Source organism: Lysinibacillus sp. G4S2 (assembly GCF_030348505.1).
Classification (GTDB): Bacteria; Bacillota; Bacilli; order Bacillales_A; family Planococcaceae; genus Lysinibacillus.
This window is the reverse complement of record NZ_JAUCFJ010000002.1, coordinates 971,309-989,035: the sequence shown is the minus strand read 5'-3', so window position 1 is coordinate 989,035 and position 17,727 is coordinate 971,309. Positions and strand designations below refer to the sequence as shown.

Genomic DNA, 17,727 nt, shown 5'->3' with positions numbered 1-17,727 from the left:
CGTTGCTATAGAAGAAATACGACTCGGCACTAAGGGCACGGTCGAATAGTGGAGGTTTCAAAAAAGTCTGCTAAACAGTGACTTAAAGTTACTATCGAAGTGGTTATAGAATAATTTCTTATTAACAAATAAAACCTTGATTGGCGAATGAAGTAACCCCAACAGTTAAATTGTTTGTCTAACAATCTGGGATTCGCTTCAAATTAGCCTATCAAGGTTTTTCTTATCACTACAACTATCTTTTAAATCCAACCTATTAATCTAATTATTTAAACGCTTGAGCAGCTGTCACAGCTTTTTTCCAGCCTGCATAAATTTCTTCGCGAAGTGAGTCATCCATATCAGGTGTGAATTGTTGCTCTAAATTCCAATACTCACTAATTTCATCTGTTGATTTCCAGAAGCCAACTGCTAAACCTGCTAAATAGGCAGCACCTAAAGCAGTTGTTTCGTTAATAACCGGACGATCAACGGGAACATTTAATAAGTCTGCTTGGAATTGCATTAAGAAATTGTTTGCAACAGCGCCGCCATCTACACGTAATTTTGTTAATGGAATATTTGCATCTGCTCCCATTGCGCTAAGTACGTCTTTTGTTTGATAAGCTAATGATTCTAATGTTGCACGTACAAAATGTTCTTTAGATGTACCACGAGTTAAACCAAAAACAGCACCTCGTACATCAGAATCCCAATAAGGTGTTCCTAGACCAACGAATGCAGGAACTACATAAACGCCATCCGTCGACTCCACACGTTCAGCATATTGCTCAGAATCAGCAGCAGAGCGGAACATTCGTAAGCCATCACGTAACCATTGAATAGCAGAGCCAGCTACGAAAATACTTCCTTCTAAAGCATAAGTTACCTTACCATTTAAGCCCCAAGCTAGCGTAGTTAATAAGCCATTCTCTGATTTTACTGCCTTTTCACCAGTGTTCATCAACATAAAGCAGCCTGTACCATAAGTGTTTTTGACCATGCCTTCTTCAAAGCAAGCCTGACCAAATAGAGCAGCTTGTTGATCGCCCGCAGCACCAGCAATCGGAACAGCAGAACCGAAGAACAGAGCTTCTTCTGTATAACCATATACTTCTGAAGAAGGGCGAACCTCTGGAAGCATAGAGGCAGGAACGCCTAAAATATTTAATAATTCCTCATCCCATTTTAAATCATAAATGTTATACATTAATGTACGAGAAGCATTTGAATAATCCGTTACATGTACTTTACCACCAGTCAACTTCCATATTAACCACGTATCAATTGTGCCGAATAGTAAGTCCCCTGCTTCTGCTTTTTCACGGGCACCTTCAACATTGTCTAAAATCCATTTTACTTTTGTACCTGAGAAATATGCGTCGATTAATAAACCTGTTTTATCACGGAATAAGTCATTGTAACCATTTGCTTTCAATTCTTCACAAATAGCGTTCGTTTGGCGTGATTGCCATACAATCGCATTATAGATTGGCTTCCCTGTATTTTTATCCCAAACGACTGTTGTTTCGCGTTGGTTTGTAATACCGATCCCAGCAATTTGATTTGAATCAATATTTTTTGCAGAAAGCGCTGTAGCGATACAAGACAGAATGGACGACCAAATTTCTTCTGCGTTATGTTCAACCCATCCAGATTGTGGGAAATATTGTTGGAATTCTTGTTGTGCACTATGGAGAATGCTCCCTTTTTCATCAAACAAAATAGCACGTGAGCTTGTTGTACCTTGGTCTAAAGCTAAAATATATTTTTTTTCTGACATCGGACAAACCTCCAAATATTTTTTTAATTACTAATTTTTTAATTACGCTTCACTTTTAACATTTTTCACTGTCATTTGAGCACTGATAAAAATAATAACTACGATAATAGCAAGCAACCAAAATGCAATACTATTTTTCCCCTCAAAAATTTGTTGGAAAAATAGGGCACCGAATGTACCACCGATAATTGGACCAACAATTGGAACCCATGCATATGACCACCCCGAGTCACGTTTCCCTGGTATTGGTAAGAAAAAGTGAGCAATACGTGGACCTAAATCACGTGCAGGGTTAATTGCATAACCAGTAGGCCCCCCTAATGCCATCCCGATGACTACAATTAGCAAACCAACTAGAAATGGATTTAAGCCATCAGTAATTGTATTTGTTCCTAATGCTAGAATACCTAAAACAAGTATAAATGTACCAATCATTTCTGAAATTAAATTTGATAATGGATGTTTAATAGCAGGAATTGTAGAAAATACGCCCAGTTTTGCATCTGGATTTTTCGTGCCTTTCCAATGTGGTAAATACATAAAATAAACGAGTACCGCACCTAAAAATGCACCAATCAATTGTGCAACAATGTAAGTAGGGACGTCTTCCCATGGGAAATTACCAATTGTAGCAAGTGCGATTGTTAAAGCAGGGTTTAAATGAGCACCACTAATACCACCAACAGCATATGCAGCCATCGCCACACCTAGACCCCAAGCGAATGTAATCACCACCCATCCACCGCCAAAGCCTTTCGATTTGTGCAATGATACTCCAGCAACAACGCCACCACCGAATAAAATAAGAATCATCGTGCCAACAATTTCAGCTGTAAATGTAGACATACAAGAAGCCCCCTTTGTTATAGTACGCCTAGCAAAAAAAATAAACCCACACCTAAACAAACTGCACACTGAAATGCAGATGAATAAATGTGGGTTCCTTTTCCTAACCACGCGCTTTTGAACTTACCCACATTGTAGAGAAAACAATATATATAGTCAACCTATTTTTTGAAATTTTCCCACAATTTTTCATTAGATGTCGTAATGGCTACTGCTCCAGCTGTTAGCGCTTCCTCTATACTTTCACCTGTGCGGACTAGGCCTCCTGTAATAACAGGGATTTTTGTACGCTGGTGTACTTCTGAAATCATTGAAGGAATTATACCTGGTAATAATTCAATATAATCAGGCTTCGCTGATTCAATCATTGAAAAACTTTTTTCAAGCGCAATCGTATCAATTAAAAAGACACGCTGAATAGCGATAATCCCACGAGATTTTGCTTTTATTAACATATTTGATCGAGTAGAAATAATACCTGCTGGACGGATATCATTGCATAAAAAATCAGCTGCGAAATTATCCGTTTTTAAGCCATGAATTAAGTCTGCATGAATAATTAATTTTTTACCGTTACGATCTACCTCACGCTTTATTGACTTGAGTAAACTAATATGCACTTCTAGTAGAACAATGTATTCGAATCGACTTTTTAAAACATCATCAAATTGCTTTACTGTACGTGCAGCGGGAATAATTTGTTGATTATTGAAATTCATAAGATTACCCCTTTATTTAAAAATCAAGCTGTCAAAAAGTTCTTCATAAGAAATCATAATTTATCCGCTTCGCTTTTCTCAAACATGACATGAGCCGTATCGCGGTGCTTATACGCTACGTGGTTCACTTACGCTTTATCGCAAAGGAATCTTCTACGCCACGTCTCAGCCCATGCTTCGTCGAAAAAACAATTCGCTAAAGTCTACGCGCGCTTTTACCTATATATTCTTACTTTTAGGACAGCTCCTCATTTTTATTATAATGCGGTAGTTGCTCGTGTTATTTCTGTATTTAAATCTTTTTCATATTGTGTACGTTGCTCAGTAGACCAGTATAATTGTTTTGCCATTTCATCTAATACCGCATCTTTATACAGTTTCACAAGGGCGATATTAAAGAACATATATGCTGTACGACGAATCAAAAAATCGTTTGGATGAACAACCATTTCATGATGAATACCGTACAGTAACTGAGCATATAGCCCCTGTGGTAAAACCGCATGCTTTTCTTTTGCAAATTCAAAAACAGTGTCTACATTAGCACCGTAATGATGTGCTAAATGTTGTGCTTCCTCTTCAGATAATCCGATGGCGACGCCCATTTTTGTTCGTTTAGATGCGAATGCATGGAAGTTTTTGGAGCCACCAACATCTCCACCAGAAATATGAATATGCTTTGTATGACATGGTTTAGATGTAACACCAAATTGTTGTTCTAACTCTTGCGCAATCATATTTAAAACTGTTTCAGCCATTTTACGATAACCTGTTAATTTACCTCCAGCGATCGTCACAAGACCTGAAGGAGATTCCCATACTTCGTCCTTACGAGAAATTTCAGATGGATTTTTACCTTCCTCATGAATTAATGGACGAACACCTGCCCAGCTTGATTCGATATCTTCATCAGTGACATTAACTTTTGGAAACATGTAATGAATTGCCTTCATCATATAATCACGATCTTCTTGATGAATATTCATTTCACATGCATCACCTTTATAAAATGTATCTGTCGTTCCAACATATGTCTTTCCATCTCGAGGAATCGCAAATACCATGCGGCCATCAGGTGTATCAAAATAGACAGCTTGATGTAATGGAAATTTGGATTCATCAAAAACGATGTGCACACCTTTTGATAAAATTAAATGCTTACCATTTTCTTTCCCGTCGATCTCACGAACATCGTCTACCCATGGACCAGCAGCATTCACAACTTTTTTAGCACGAATATTAAACGTGTTTTGGGCAATCAAATCTTGTGCTATGATGCCATTAATTTTCTCTTGGTCGTTATATAAAAAGCTTTCTGCCTTTGTATAGTTAATAAGTGTAGCGCCTTTTTCGATAGCAGCTTTGGCAACTTCAACTGTAAGACGGGCATCATCTGTACGATATTCTACATATACACCACCACCACGTAAGTCCTCAGCTTTGACTAAAGGTTCTTTTTCAATTGTTTTTGCAGCTTTTAACATGTATCGACGCTCAGAACGTTTAACGCCTGCTAAAAAATCATATACACGTAAGCCAATATTCGTTGAGAATTTGCCGAATGTACCACCTTTATGGAATGGGAGTAGCATCCAAACAGGAGTTGTCACATGTGGTCCATTTTCATAAACAATCGCACGCTCTTTTCCTAAATCCGCAACCTCTTTTATTTCAAATTGCTTTAAATAACGTAGCCCACCATGGACTAATTTTGTCGAACGGCTAGAAGTACCAGCAGCAAAGTCTTGCATTTCAACTAACGCTACAGATAATCCGCGGGCAATGGCATCCAGCGCAATACCGCAACCTGTAATACCCCCACCAATAACCAATAAATCGTATTCTTTACTTTGTAAATCTTCAATCGTTTGTTGACGCTGCAATGCTGAAGCTGTGCTCATAATGAATTCCCTCCTCATTGAGAACGAAAAAAGAGACCATTAAAAGCACATGTACAAAATGTACATATGTTTTTAATGGTCTCTCAATCTCTCAAACCTTTTATTAACTTAACTTTATTGTAATGGGTTTAGATTGAAAAGGCAATCTAGCTAATCGCAAAGGATGACGAATACAATTTACACGTTTCTTTTATAGCTTTAAGGCGTGCCAAATGTACAGATTAATTGTCATATTTTTGGCTCATTACCATAACGTGTGGTTGATTTCCGTTCCCATTATGGCTGTCTAGGGGGCCGATGAGTACCACATGTTTTTTGTGCGAAAGCGCAGTGCTAACGTGACTTTCGCACAGATAAATTCCCACAGGACGTGGCGTTCTTAGACTGAGTTCCTTTCTTTCAACGGGTGTCCATATATCCGCTGAAAGAAGTTAAAATATGTATTGTATCATTTCATGTATGTTGCAATAAGGGTTGTCACGGCTTTCTGTCTTGCGAAGTGCCATCATTTCCGTGCAATTTTTAATAGCGACCTCATGTCGAAGTGCGATAGGTGCAATGACTGACTCATCCGCTTTATGACGAAAATAGCGTGAAATCCCAAGATGCTGCTCCATCTTGTCATTTAAGACAGCACGAGGATACTTTTCCGAAATATCGACCTCTTCAAAATGCAACAGCAGCCATAATTCAAACGCTTCATTTGTGTAGGCAATATGAATATTTTGCTCCTCACAAAAGTCATTAACTTCCTCTAATTGCCTTTCGGTTAAATCATCCTTATCAAAAACAATCCAAACCTCATCAAAATATTGATAGCTTGAATCTCGATATGCATGCTGGGCTAGCTTAATAGCTGAACGCTTAACGTTTTTTATTTTGACACTTACCATTTTTGAGCGCTTTAAAATACGCATTTGTTCAAAATAAATGCGCTCGGTTTCACCTTCACAATAAATTAATATTGTTTTACGCAGTGTTCGGTTACCTTGTTGACGTACTCTCATTGCTCAGAAACCTCCACTTCCCTATCAATTATGCCTCGGCATAATTGCGTCCGGAATCGGCTTTGTGCTTGCACAAAGCACTCCTTTCCAATTCCGTGACATCCGCCAGAGGCTTTGGGCCAACAAATGTTTTCTGTACGAAAGCGCAGTGCTAACGTAGCGTCAGTAACATGATGTTGGTCACTCAGTCATGTGTTGCTGACGCTACGCTTTCGCACAGATAAATTGCCACAGGACGTAGCGTTCTTAGACTGAGTTCCTCTATTTCAGCGGGTGTTTGGATACCCGCTGAAAGAAGTTAAATATTGATCTGATAAATATTCATTAATAACCGGTGTTGCCCCGAATTCGCCCTTTAAGTAACGCTTGGCATAGGAAATATCTCCACGTTTCTTCTGCAAATCTGTAAAATCAAATAAGGAGTATAACTCGGATTCATTTTTAAAGCTTTTATTCACAAACCATATTTGATCGGAACGTAGTGGCTGATCTAATAAATCAATTTCATGACTTGTAACAACAAATTGATTCGTAGCGTTACGTTTGCTGTTCATAATGGCCATTAAAAATTCGCAGATAGACACATGAAATGCCGTATCAAATTCATCTATAAAAATGGTCTTTCCTTTATTGTATGCATCTACCATAACACATGCTAAATGTAACATACGGACTGTACCCTTTGAATCCATCGTCCAATTGATCGTCTCTGTGCCTATCGGTGCACCTGCTTCATTGAACGATAAATAGTGCAAATCAATATCCACCTCTTGTATAACCTCTGGTGTGTCAAATTCATAGCCAATGGTATTTTTCTCTCTTCGCTCAACGCGTCTTGCCGTCACATCTTGAATAGAAAAATCCGCAATCTTTAGTAACTTAATAACCGCTTTCTTAAATGGCTCCTCTTCAAGTTTACGAATAAGCGGATGACTTGATAACCGATTTGCCTCATCTAAAAATAGGATTTTATGTAAAAACCAATCAAATATTTTCGTAGCATCTGGGTCATTAAAGACATTTAATACTGATAAGAAAGCTGTATTATTACGCGTATATTTTGTCAGTTCTAGTGCTGTATTTTGGGCAGTTTTATACAAATATTCTGTCCCATCCCACTGTCTGATAAAGAGCTGTTCTTTCACGGACTTTGTCGTTTTAGTTAGGCATTCATAAAGTACCTGCGATGCATTATACTGTACCTCATAATCGTACAGTACCCCATCGAGTAATAATGAAATCATAAATTCTGTTGGTTGCCCTTGCTGACTTCCTAGCTTAAACGGTTGATAGGGTAAGCGCAGTTGTTTGACATTATTAAGATTTTCAAAGTTAAACAACAAAGAACGCAACACTTTAATAGCAGTGAATAAGTTTGATTTTCCACTTCCATTTGGTCCGAAAATAAAGGCACTTTTTACAAGGCGAAACGAGTCACATTTTATCGTATGTGTGTCCTTTAATTTTCGAATGCGGCTTCCCGCCACCATCGAAAATAGCGTTTCATCGTTATAACTCAAGCAATTTTTCACTCTAAAATCTACTAACATATACAAGCCCCCGTTCAATTCCGCAACATTCCTTTAAGATAATTATACTATAGCCGTAAAAAAACGCCTATTACTCCGCGTAATGGCTCATCACCAAAAGTTGTGGATGACATATGTTAAAACGTATGCTATGTAAATAAGTTGAGTGGAGACTGGGCGACTCCTTGGGGGGTCAGTGTCACAGATGAGACCATGGAGCAAGCCGGCAGAGGAACGAAGGCTAAGAGCATCACGTCCTGTAATAACGCTTCCGTGACCAACCTCGTATTGTTGCTGTCGCTGCGCTTTCGCACAGAGCAAGGCTTCCTGCGAGCGAGCGTCGAGTAGCCCAACGCTACAAGCTCTTCATCATAACATGTGGTTGATTTCTTTGATAGAAAGAGCTTGTTTTTCGATAAAAGCCCAAATAGTTTCGATAAAATAAGATTTTGTTTCGATAAAAGCTCAAATAGTTTCGATAAAGAGCGATTTTGTTTCGATAAATCTTCAAAGTATTCCTATAAAACGAACGAAAGTAGCTTTAGCGATTCTGTTTTGGGGCTCGACACTAATTAGCAACAAGAAAAACCCTTTCATCGATCAATAATAAACCTATTTTTTCCTAATCAACACGCCTGTAAAAATATAAAAAGACGATTTTCCCTATATAGTAGGGTAAATCGTCAAATACTACACTTAAAAATCTTCATCTTCATATTTGAGTACTAAGCGAGGTACTGTGGACATACTTTTACAATTTGTTTAAATTTCTACTATCTTTTCATTTTGTAATGCTTGCAATGTACGCTCTATGCCTTCCGCAAAAGAAGTTTTTGGTCTCCATCCTATTGCCTTCGCCAACTTTTCATTATTTAAAAACGAGTGCTCAATATCTCCCTCTCTTGCAGGAGCATATTGAATTTCTAAAGGATGGTTTAAATGCTGTAGTAATAAAATGACTTGATGAATTGACCATGCCTCATTAGTCGATACATTATAAATACCTTGTAATCTAGCCTGTACACCTGCATAAATGGCATCTGCAATGTCATCTACATAAATGAAATCTCGTGTCTGTTCTCCATCTCCATAAATCGTAAAGGGCTTTCCTTCAATACTGCTTCTTAGCATGCTTGGAATAACTGCCGCTTCCCCATGCATACATTGCCTTGGACCGAATACATTAGCAAATCTGTATATTAATGTTGGTAAACGATAATCTTTTTGCCATTTTTCGCAGTATGTTTCACCAATACTTTTATTTAATCCATACATAGAAATCGGCTCACTAACATCTGTTTCTTCTAGTGGTGGATAGTGACTATCACCATAAACAGCTGCAGAAGAGGCAAAAACGAAATGCTGTACCTTATATTTTGACGATAAGAAGAGCATTTGACTAAGCCCTACAATATTCGTTAAAACATCCTTCACAGGCTCATGCATTGATTTTTGGACACTTGTTTGTGCTGCACAATGGATGACCACATCAAATGATATTTCCTTAAAGAGATGCTCACAAACTTCATCTTCCACATTCAAAAGATAAGATTTATGCTTAAAGTCAACATTGCGTAAATGACCTGTGCTTAAATTATCAATAATATAAACATTTGCCCCTTCTTTAAAGAAACGTCTTGCCACTGCACTACCTATAAAACCATAACCACCTGTTACTAATACATTCATCCCATCGCCCCCAAAAACAATATGATGATTTATATGCAGTAATTACTAAAATTATACAAGAAACTTATTTATTGTATTATTTTTACAAATTAGTTTTAGAAAATAAAAAAAATGTGCCCGATAATATTTATCGAGGCACAGTATACAAGATTAAGCCGGATTTACTTCTAATTCAACTGTAATCTTAATGTCTTTACCAACAAGAACACCGCCAGTTTCCAAAGCTGCATTCCAAGTCAAGCCAAATTCTTCACGATTGATTGTCGTTTCAGCTTCAAAGCCATAAACTTCTTGGCCCCACGGATTTGTACCTTTACCATTAAATTCAGTTTCAAATGTAACTGATTTCGTGACGTCTTTAATTGTTAAGTCACCTGTAATCGCATATTCATCTGCTGATTTTTTTGTAATGTTTGTTGACTTGAACGTGATTGTTGGATAATTTTCAGTATCGAAGAAATCAGCTGCTTTTAAGTGATTATCACGATCTTCACTACGTGTGTTAATGCTAGCTGCATCAATTGTAAAGCCAATTTTTGCTGTTGTTAAATCTGCAAGATTTGCTGCTTCAATATCTGCTGAATAAGTATCAAAGACACCTTTTACTTTTGATACCATCATGTGTTTTACTTGAAAGTTAATTGCTGAGTGTCCTAAATCAATGTTCCATTTTGTCATTATAAATTCCTCCAATTTGGTTATTATATCTCGAATTCGAGATATATGTTAAAATATGAAGTAACTACATTAATTATGTTCCCCAGTATTCTGAGAATAAATATTTGTAGTTACTTCTTTTGTACATCCTAGTATACATTAGTTACTAAAAGTAATCAATTACTTTATGTAACTTACTATATATTAATAATTAAATTACGTCAAGTGATTATTAAAAATTTTTTCAATCAATGATACTAGGTTTTCATTTCGAAGGTTGTGTGTGGTTGGTGGTTTGGATTCGAGATTTCCTTTGGGACTTATTTCTACCTAAGCAGTTCTACTAACCGCAGTTCTTCGGCTTATCTGGACAGATGGGACTTTACCTGAGCAGTTCTACTGGATACCCGAGCGGTTTTGGATGTTACCCGATCACTTTTTCGGCATACCCGAGCGGTTTTTGGCTTTACCCGATCACTTTTTCGGCATACCCGAGCGGTTTTGGGCTTTACCCGATCACTTTTTCGGCATACCCGAGCGGTTCGGGGCTTTACCCGATCACTTTTTCGGCATACCCGAGCGGTTTTGGGCTTTACCCGATCACTTTTTCGGCATACCCGAGCAGTTCGGGGCGCTACCCGATCACTTTTTCGGCATACCCGAGCGGTTTTGGGCTTTACCCGATCACTTTTTCGGCATACCCGAGCGATTATGTGCTTTATCCGAGCAGTTGCATGTGTTACCTGATCAGATTTCTCAGACTACAGGAATTTTACTTCGACGACTTTCTTCATATAAAAAGAAGCTTCCCAATGAAAGAGGAAAACTCCTTTTTACCTTGGACGACAAAACGATAATCGCCACGCATGACAGAATCGCTAACTTAAGAAAACATTTCAATAACCCCTATAAGAATAAGTAGCCCTCCTGAAATAGCCGTTGAGTGTTTTCCTATAAACGTCTTTGTTAATAAAGCACCAAAGTGAGTGCCAGTAGCTACTGTTACGAACGAAAAGACTCCGATAGAGATAACTGTCCATATTACAGAAATACCATTTGCCCCGAGTGCTATTCCACCCGCTAAACAGTTGGCAGATAAAACAAAGCCAAGTGTCATTGCTTCTCTAAATGAAATAATATGATTTTTATCCTCATCAAACACTTCAGGATTTTCCAAGATCCCTTGTTTCGAAAAGCGACTAGATAATAAAGTCCACAACCCAATAACACAAAGTAAAAAGCTTCCTAGCAAATTCGCAAACTTTGGAGAGACAAAATCAATAATTACGCTACCTGTAGTGGCCGCTACAAATGTGATAATCATTGAAATAAGCGCAATCACCATGTTGGATAATACGGGTATTTTTACTCGTTTAATACCATAGGCGAGGCCAATTCCTAAGTTATCTAAGTTGGCAGCTATCCCAATAAGAATGATGGCTATCCAATGCATCCTTTTCCTCCTCAATAACGTAAAATCCATTCTCACATATGATATGAAAGGAAAAAATTTTTGTTCATCCATGCGAAAATGGCATTACTTAGGAGAGATTGGGATTAACTGCGTTTCAATGACCATTACACCCAAAGGTTTGAAGTTTCACATTATTCAACGTCTTTTACCCGCAGGTACTATTTCCTATCCTATAGCTTGAAATTATTTAATTGTTGAGAAATTTTTTCAGCGATACTTGCAGTTTGTACGGATGACTCTGCTACATGCTGTATGGCTTGTAATGCTTCTGAAATACCCTTTGCTATACCATTTGACTGATCAGACGATTCTATAGCGACAGTAGCTACATTTTCAATCGCTTTTTGTATTTCTAACATAGAATATTTCATCGTTCCAACAAACGTTGTCACTTCAGTTATTAATGTATTAAAGTACATAGCATCTTCTTCATATTGAATTCCGCTATTTTGGAAAAGCTCATAATCAGGTGTTACTTTATTATCTATAAAGTGTAATAGCTCTTGAGCATTAGTAGACACATTCGTAAATGCGTTTTCTACTTCACTAGTAACAATTTGTATTTTTTGAACAGTTTCAGATGATTGTTCAGCTAATTTCCGAACTTCATCAGCTACAACAGCAAAGCCATTACCTTGCTCACCTGCTCTTGCGGCCTCGATCGCTGCATTTAAGGCTAACAAATTGGTTTGAGCAGCAATATCTGCTATTGTATCAGACATTACTTTTACTTCAGATACGATTTTTCCAGCTTGAATCGCTTCTAAAACTAGCTTTTGTTTCTCATCATATAGATTACGAGCTGTACTATATGCTTGAATAGCTGTTTCTTTAATTTCAATTGCTCTATCTTTTACTTTTTGTGAGAAATTCAGACTATATTCTGTTTTCTCATTTAATTTTTTTGTACTTTCAAGCATCTCAATGGCAGTGGCGTTTAATTGCTCAGTTGTTGCACTTAGTGTAGTACTCCCCATAGCGACATCCTTTGAAGTTGTATCAATTTCATTCATTGATGCAGTAATCTCTTCAATAGTTGCAGTTAAATCTTCACTTAAAGTACTCATTTGTGTTGATGTGCTACTAACACTAGAAACAAGATCCTGAATATGTGAAATTGAATTGTTCAACCCTTCAGTAATTTTCCCAAGGTCATCAGAATAGATCACCTCAGCATGTCGTGATAAATCTCCCTCTTCAACTCCAGATACAACATTTTTAATATTGGAGATTGCCTTTTTGATATATCTGCTTAAATAAACTAAAACACTTACGCTAAATATTAGAGCAATAGCTATAATAATGATGTTTCTATACAATGTTTTTTTATAGGCTACATCATTTTCTTCGCTTTTCATTTCAGCACTCTTGATATTTATTCCCTCTATTTGTTCCATAAGATTATCTCTCTGCTGTTCTTTTTCTAATAGAGGCTTTAGTAATTCATCAACATCTCCTATGTCCCCATCCGAGATAGCTTGTTGGAAAATGGATTCTAGTATACCTTTATAACTTTCAAGTACTTGTTCTAAATCCTTACTTAACTTTTTTTCTTCGCTTCCCATTTCTGTGTTCTTTAAATCTTTAAAAATACGACTATTTTCTTCGTCCAAAGCTACTATTTTTTCGTAATATTCAATCTTCTCATCAGTATCTTGCGAATTATAAAATAGCTTAAACTTTAAATTAGTTATTTTTTGCTGATTAATGGAAATATTGCTTAATAAATAAACAGAAGTTACATTTTCGTCATAAATATACTTTGCATTATCATTCATTTCTTTAACACCATATATCCCAGTAACCCCTATAATTACAAGTACAGCCAGTATAACGGTATTGAATATTCCGAACTTTCCAACCAAAGATAAATTTTTATAAAACTTCATTTCCTCTCCACCTTAATAACAATAATGTGAAAAACTAGCCCCCACTTAAAACCTAACGTTTTTTGGGGTGGAGGCTTCCTGACTCATCGTTGCTTTTAGTGCCAATGAAAACTGATTGAGCTATCCCTCTTGTTCCAAAAGTTCTTTTTGCTATGCTAATAAACGCAATCCTGCTTCATGATTGATGTTGATGACGATATTCCAATCCCTGTTTCCCTGCTACAAATCCACATTCACAGCGGAATGTATGCTCAGAAAAGATAGAGATTCCTTTACTTGACCACATTAACTTTTTTCCTTGCTCCTCTAACTTGTACCTAAGAAATGTCGTGAAACTGCCCATAAAAGCTTGTACTTCTTTTTTATAGATTAAAGTTCGGTTACTATTACATATATTTTTTATCTGAACACTCTGTTTTATTTTAATAAAATACTATTCTTGCCTATTACTTTTTCTACAAACACTTCTACTAAATTAGGGTCAAACTTAATGCCCTTCTGTTCATTTAAATAAGCAAGGGCCTCTTCTTTTGTCCAAGCTTCTTTATAAGCTCTATTACTAACTAAAGCGTCGTATACATCTACTATTGATATAACTCTTGCTTCAAAAGGAATTTCTTCTCCTTTTAATCCCATTGGATATCCTGTTCCATCCCAATTCTCATGATGAAATTTAATAATATTTTGGGCTATTTCTATATCCTGAAAAAGTTTATTGTTCATTTCATGGGATAGTTTATCCAATACATCTACACCAATAAGAGGATGCATCTCCATAATTCTCTTTTCATAGATTGTTAGTGAACCGGTTTTATACAGTATCGATTCTGGTATACTCGATTTTCCAATGTCGTGTAATACGCTGTATTGTACAACATTACTAATATAGTCTACAGATAAATTATATGTTCTCTCTTCAAAAAGGCTTAGTAAGAATTCCTCTGTTAGCTTTTGCACATTTAGAAGATGTTCTGCGATATCTACATCGCGCATTTCACTTGATAGAGCTAACAATTTAAATAACTCCTTTTGATCTATTTGTTTCTGATCCACTTCCTCTATCAATAGTTGTTCTGCCATGCGCATTACTCCTACATAATAAATAATTCCTTTTATGTCAATTGGAGTGATTGTTATAAATGAGTGCCTTATCTCTAATGATTTGTTGACATTAACCATTGTCCCAGACCACGGCTTTCCATTTCTTAATGTATTTTTCAACGATTTATACATAACAAATGGCGTTGCACTCGATTTTAAATCCTCTACTGAAAACCCAATTAGAAATTCTCTTTTATAGCCGGTGATCGTTTCGTATTGTTCATTTACATCAATAATTAATTGATCTTCACCAACAATTACAACTGCATCACCCAATTTTAAATAATACGTTAATTCTTTTGGCATTTTTTTGCTCATTCAGAAAACCCCTCATCAATTGTTTAATTCATTAGCAAAACTAGCAAGTCCGTCAGCTGACAATGTAACTTCTTCAAATGATTTCCCCAACTCATTTACCACACCGATAAAAATCTCCAGTTCATCTTGTAAATGTTTATTATGTTCTTGTGTTTCCTTCATAGAATTTAAAATTTGCTCAAAAAATATATTTGTTTGTTTCATAATTTGATGTTCGTCATGAACAGATTTGTTAATCATATCAAGTGAAGTAGATAACTTTTCCACATTAGATACGGTGGATAAAACTAAATGAGCTACATTCAAGACTGATTTTTTCGTTACTTCTGATAGTTTCTTAACTTCTTCTGCTACAACTGCAAATCCTCTGCCATTTTCGCCAGCCCTTGCTGCTTCAATTGCTGCATTTAAAGATAATAAATTTGTTTGATCTGCTATTTTCGTGACGATATCTATAATGCCTTGAACTTCCTTTGTAATCTTTAACAATTCGTCTATATCTATGGAGATTATTTGGACTGCCTCATGAACCTTCTTCATATTACTATTCTGTTTACTTATTTGTAATTTTCCATTTTCAGCTCTCTCTTCTGCTAAAGTAGATAACTCTTTTCCGGTATTTACGATCTCTATCATTTCTGTGCAAAGTATATGTAATTCCTGAAATGATGCATTAGTTTGTTCTGAAATTGCTGCTAAATTTTCAGTTGAATTCACAACTTGGTTTTTAGTTGTTTCTACCTGTTTATTTGATTTTTCTTTAATTCTACTTATCTCTTTATCATATTCTTCAAGAACTATTTGTTGCTCTAAGTTAAATAATTTTGAGAGTGCTTTTACACTAGAATAATAAAGTTCTTTTTCAGAAAGATTCTTTTCGATAATCTCAATAACTGTAATAAACAAATTTTGAAAAGCGCTTAAATACCATTTTGTCTGCAAACCAATTTTCACATGCATTTGTGCTATTCTAGCTCTTTTTATAAAGTATTCATCATCAATTATTCCAGAAAACATATCTAAAATATGTAATTTCAAAGTTTTCTTCAAAGCATCCACTGAACTATTATTAGTAATTAATCTCAATAAAGAATCTTCTAATGCTAGACTCTTGTAAAAATAATCAACAATGTCATCTATTTTTTCTACAATAAATGGCTGCAAGTTTTTTAATACTTGTAACTCTTCTATCGAAAAATGGATCATTTTTATTTGTTTCTCTATTTCACTGCCATTTTGAATATTCATTTTTATATTACTATCGAGTAATATAAAGGCGTGATCTATCTGTTTATTTTTATTTTTCCAGAACATAGATAACCTCCATTTTTTAAACATCACTTAGTAAAGTTTTCAATAATAACTTATTTGGCTGTTGGTACTTATCAAAATAGATTTCCTGTAGTCTTCTTGCTAACCTTTCGTAGTCCCCTCTCTCAGGAATTGAATGCCAAACAAATATATCTTCTGGATTTTTTTTAATATTCATGTATAAGCGATCTGATATAATTAAATCCGCTTCTTCATCTTCAGAACATAAATCAACGTGAACAAAAACACGTTTTATTTGATTGAATAGATAAGGAACATCGTATATTATTGAAAATATTTTTATTTTAATGGTATATCTATTAACAAAGCTTAGTGTTTGTTTTAGTAATTTATGATATCGGCCAATCAATACTTCTCTATGTTTAAATACTTTTTCGAAGTTCTTATTTTCCAATAGCCGATCATAAAACTGATTCATGATTTCTATTTGAGTAGCTTCATGCATTTCTAATCGCATTTTATAATGATCTTCTTTAAATAAATTTGCTGGACTAGAGAAGGTTAAAATAAAATAATGAAGATGTAGTAAATTTACAAAGAGTGCTCCATATTCTTCCACATCTAAAGTAATAGAAAAATGATCCATAAATACTTCCATCCAATATAAAGTGGCTTGTATGAATAGTTCCTGATTATGGTGCTGTGCAAAATTCATCAATAAACTTACTGTATTATCTTTTTTCTGATAATGACGCATACAGCTAATTATGGAAAATGAAAACATTGTTTCTAATTCAATTTCTTCTTCTGATAGCGTTGTAAATTCTTTAAATATATACTTAATTTTTTCCGATAATTGCTCATAGTTATGATGATGCTGCGTAAAGTTTGCATACATTGGATGATATTCGATTAAGCAACCTAATTTTGCACGTGTTAGGCAAATAGCAAGCCAGTATAAAATTGGTTCTGAGAATTCTATTTTTACTTCCTTCATTATTTCTAGTATTTCCTCTCTTGAAACGAGAGTAAATGGCCATACTTCTCCCCAACACGAATTCCAATAGAACAAGAAATAGAAATAACGAATTTGTTTTTCTTCACCTTCTAGAATGACTTTTTCATGAGATGTATATTCTAAATGAAATTGACTTAACAAAGGTTTCACTTTTTTTATACGTCTATACATGGAGGCCACACTGGTGAAATTTTCTAAAGCAAACATATTAATATCATTAAAATTATTGTAAAAAATCTCATCAAAAGCTTTATATGTTAAGGAATTTTGCAAATAATATCTTTCTATAGTTTTAATAGAGAAATTGTCTTTGTAGTCTAATTGAAAATATTTATTCTCAACTTTTTGGATATCAGCAGATTCTGTAATAATTTTTAAATCCCTTGATATTTCCTCAATTATTTTTAATATTGTTCTTTCTGACAGAGCCATTTCTTGAGATAACTCTAAACTTGAAAATAGTCTCTGTTCTTTATACATCTGATGTAAAACCTCTATTCTTTGTAAAGCGGAACGATCTAAAAAATTATACATAAAAACACCTC

General features: G+C 35.5%; 14 protein-coding genes. 1 reads left to right on the top strand and 13 read right to left on the bottom strand.

Going from position 1 to position 17,727, the window contains the following annotated elements; genetic code table 11:
- Nucleotides 1-265 precede the first annotated feature (265 nt).
- From glpK to QUF91_RS05030, 8 genes are all read right to left on the bottom strand, one after another.
- Nucleotides 266-1,762: a glycerol kinase GlpK gene (glpK, locus tag QUF91_RS05065; protein ID WP_289417055.1), complete on the bottom strand. Its 1,497-nt coding sequence runs from the start codon at nt 1,760-1,762 to the stop codon at nt 266-268.
- Between the two features lie 42 nt (nt 1,763-1,804).
- Nucleotides 1,805-2,608, bottom strand: a complete 804-nt coding sequence (locus QUF91_RS05060) for an MIP/aquaporin family protein (protein WP_289417054.1) — start codon at nt 2,606-2,608, stop codon at nt 1,805-1,807.
- A 161-nt stretch (nt 2,609-2,769) separates the two neighbouring features.
- Nucleotides 2,770-3,327, bottom strand: a complete 558-nt coding sequence (locus QUF91_RS05055) for a glycerol-3-phosphate responsive antiterminator (protein ID WP_289417053.1) — start codon at nt 3,325-3,327, stop codon at nt 2,770-2,772.
- 257 nt (nt 3,328-3,584) lie between these two features.
- On the bottom strand, nt 3,585-5,228 hold the full coding sequence (locus tag QUF91_RS05050) for a glycerol-3-phosphate dehydrogenase/oxidase (RefSeq protein WP_289417052.1): 1,644 nt from the start codon (nt 5,226-5,228) through the stop codon (nt 3,585-3,587).
- Between the two features lie 431 nt (nt 5,229-5,659).
- Entirely contained in the window at nt 5,660-6,235 is a 576-nt protein-coding gene (locus QUF91_RS05045; RefSeq protein ID WP_285397590.1) for an RloB family protein, read from the bottom strand.
- A gap of 266 nt (nt 6,236-6,501) precedes the next feature.
- Nucleotides 6,502-7,785 carry an AAA family ATPase gene (locus QUF91_RS05040; protein ID WP_289417051.1) on the bottom strand — a complete coding sequence of 428 codons (1,284 nt, stop codon included), beginning with the start codon at nt 7,783-7,785 and terminating at the stop codon, nt 6,502-6,504.
- A 741-nt stretch (nt 7,786-8,526) separates the two neighbouring features.
- Nucleotides 8,527-9,453, bottom strand: a complete 927-nt coding sequence (locus QUF91_RS05035; protein WP_289417050.1) for an NAD-dependent epimerase/dehydratase family protein — start codon at nt 9,451-9,453, stop codon at nt 8,527-8,529.
- Between the two features lie 150 nt (nt 9,454-9,603).
- Nucleotides 9,604-10,131, bottom strand: a complete 528-nt coding sequence (locus tag QUF91_RS05030) for a YceI family protein (protein ID WP_289417049.1) — start codon at nt 10,129-10,131, stop codon at nt 9,604-9,606.
- A gap of 400 nt (nt 10,132-10,531) precedes the next feature.
- On the opposite strand from QUF91_RS05030, the gene QUF91_RS05025 reads away from it, so the two are divergent.
- Nucleotides 10,532-11,032: a hypothetical protein gene (locus QUF91_RS05025; RefSeq protein WP_289417048.1), complete on the top strand. Its 501-nt coding sequence runs from the start codon at nt 10,532-10,534 to the stop codon at nt 11,030-11,032.
- On the opposite strand, the gene QUF91_RS05020 is transcribed toward QUF91_RS05025, so the two are convergent.
- From QUF91_RS05020 to QUF91_RS05000, 5 genes are all read right to left on the bottom strand, one after another.
- Nucleotides 10,994-11,563, bottom strand: a complete 570-nt coding sequence (locus tag QUF91_RS05020) for a manganese efflux pump (protein WP_285397215.1) — start codon at nt 11,561-11,563, stop codon at nt 10,994-10,996. The two genes, QUF91_RS05025 and QUF91_RS05020, sit on opposite strands and share 39 nt — an antisense overlap.
- Before the next feature lie 191 nt (nt 11,564-11,754).
- A complete protein-coding gene (locus QUF91_RS05015; RefSeq protein ID WP_289417047.1) occupies nt 11,755-13,473 on the bottom strand; it encodes a methyl-accepting chemotaxis protein in 1,719 nt (572 codons plus the stop codon).
- Nucleotides 13,474-13,890: 417 nt separating this feature from the next.
- Nucleotides 13,891-14,892 (bottom strand): HD domain-containing phosphohydrolase, encoded by a 1,002-nt coding sequence (locus QUF91_RS05010; RefSeq protein WP_289417046.1) that lies wholly within the window; start codon nt 14,890-14,892, stop codon nt 13,891-13,893.
- Between the two features lie 15 nt (nt 14,893-14,907).
- Nucleotides 14,908-16,206 carry a globin-coupled sensor protein gene (locus tag QUF91_RS05005; protein ID WP_285397218.1) on the bottom strand — a complete coding sequence of 433 codons (1,299 nt, stop codon included), beginning with the start codon at nt 16,204-16,206 and terminating at the stop codon, nt 14,908-14,910.
- 16 nt (nt 16,207-16,222) lie between these two features.
- On the bottom strand, nt 16,223-17,716 hold the full coding sequence (locus tag QUF91_RS05000; RefSeq protein WP_289417045.1) for a helix-turn-helix domain-containing protein: 1,494 nt from the start codon (nt 17,714-17,716) through the stop codon (nt 16,223-16,225).
- Between the last annotated feature and the right edge of the window lie 11 nt (nt 17,717-17,727).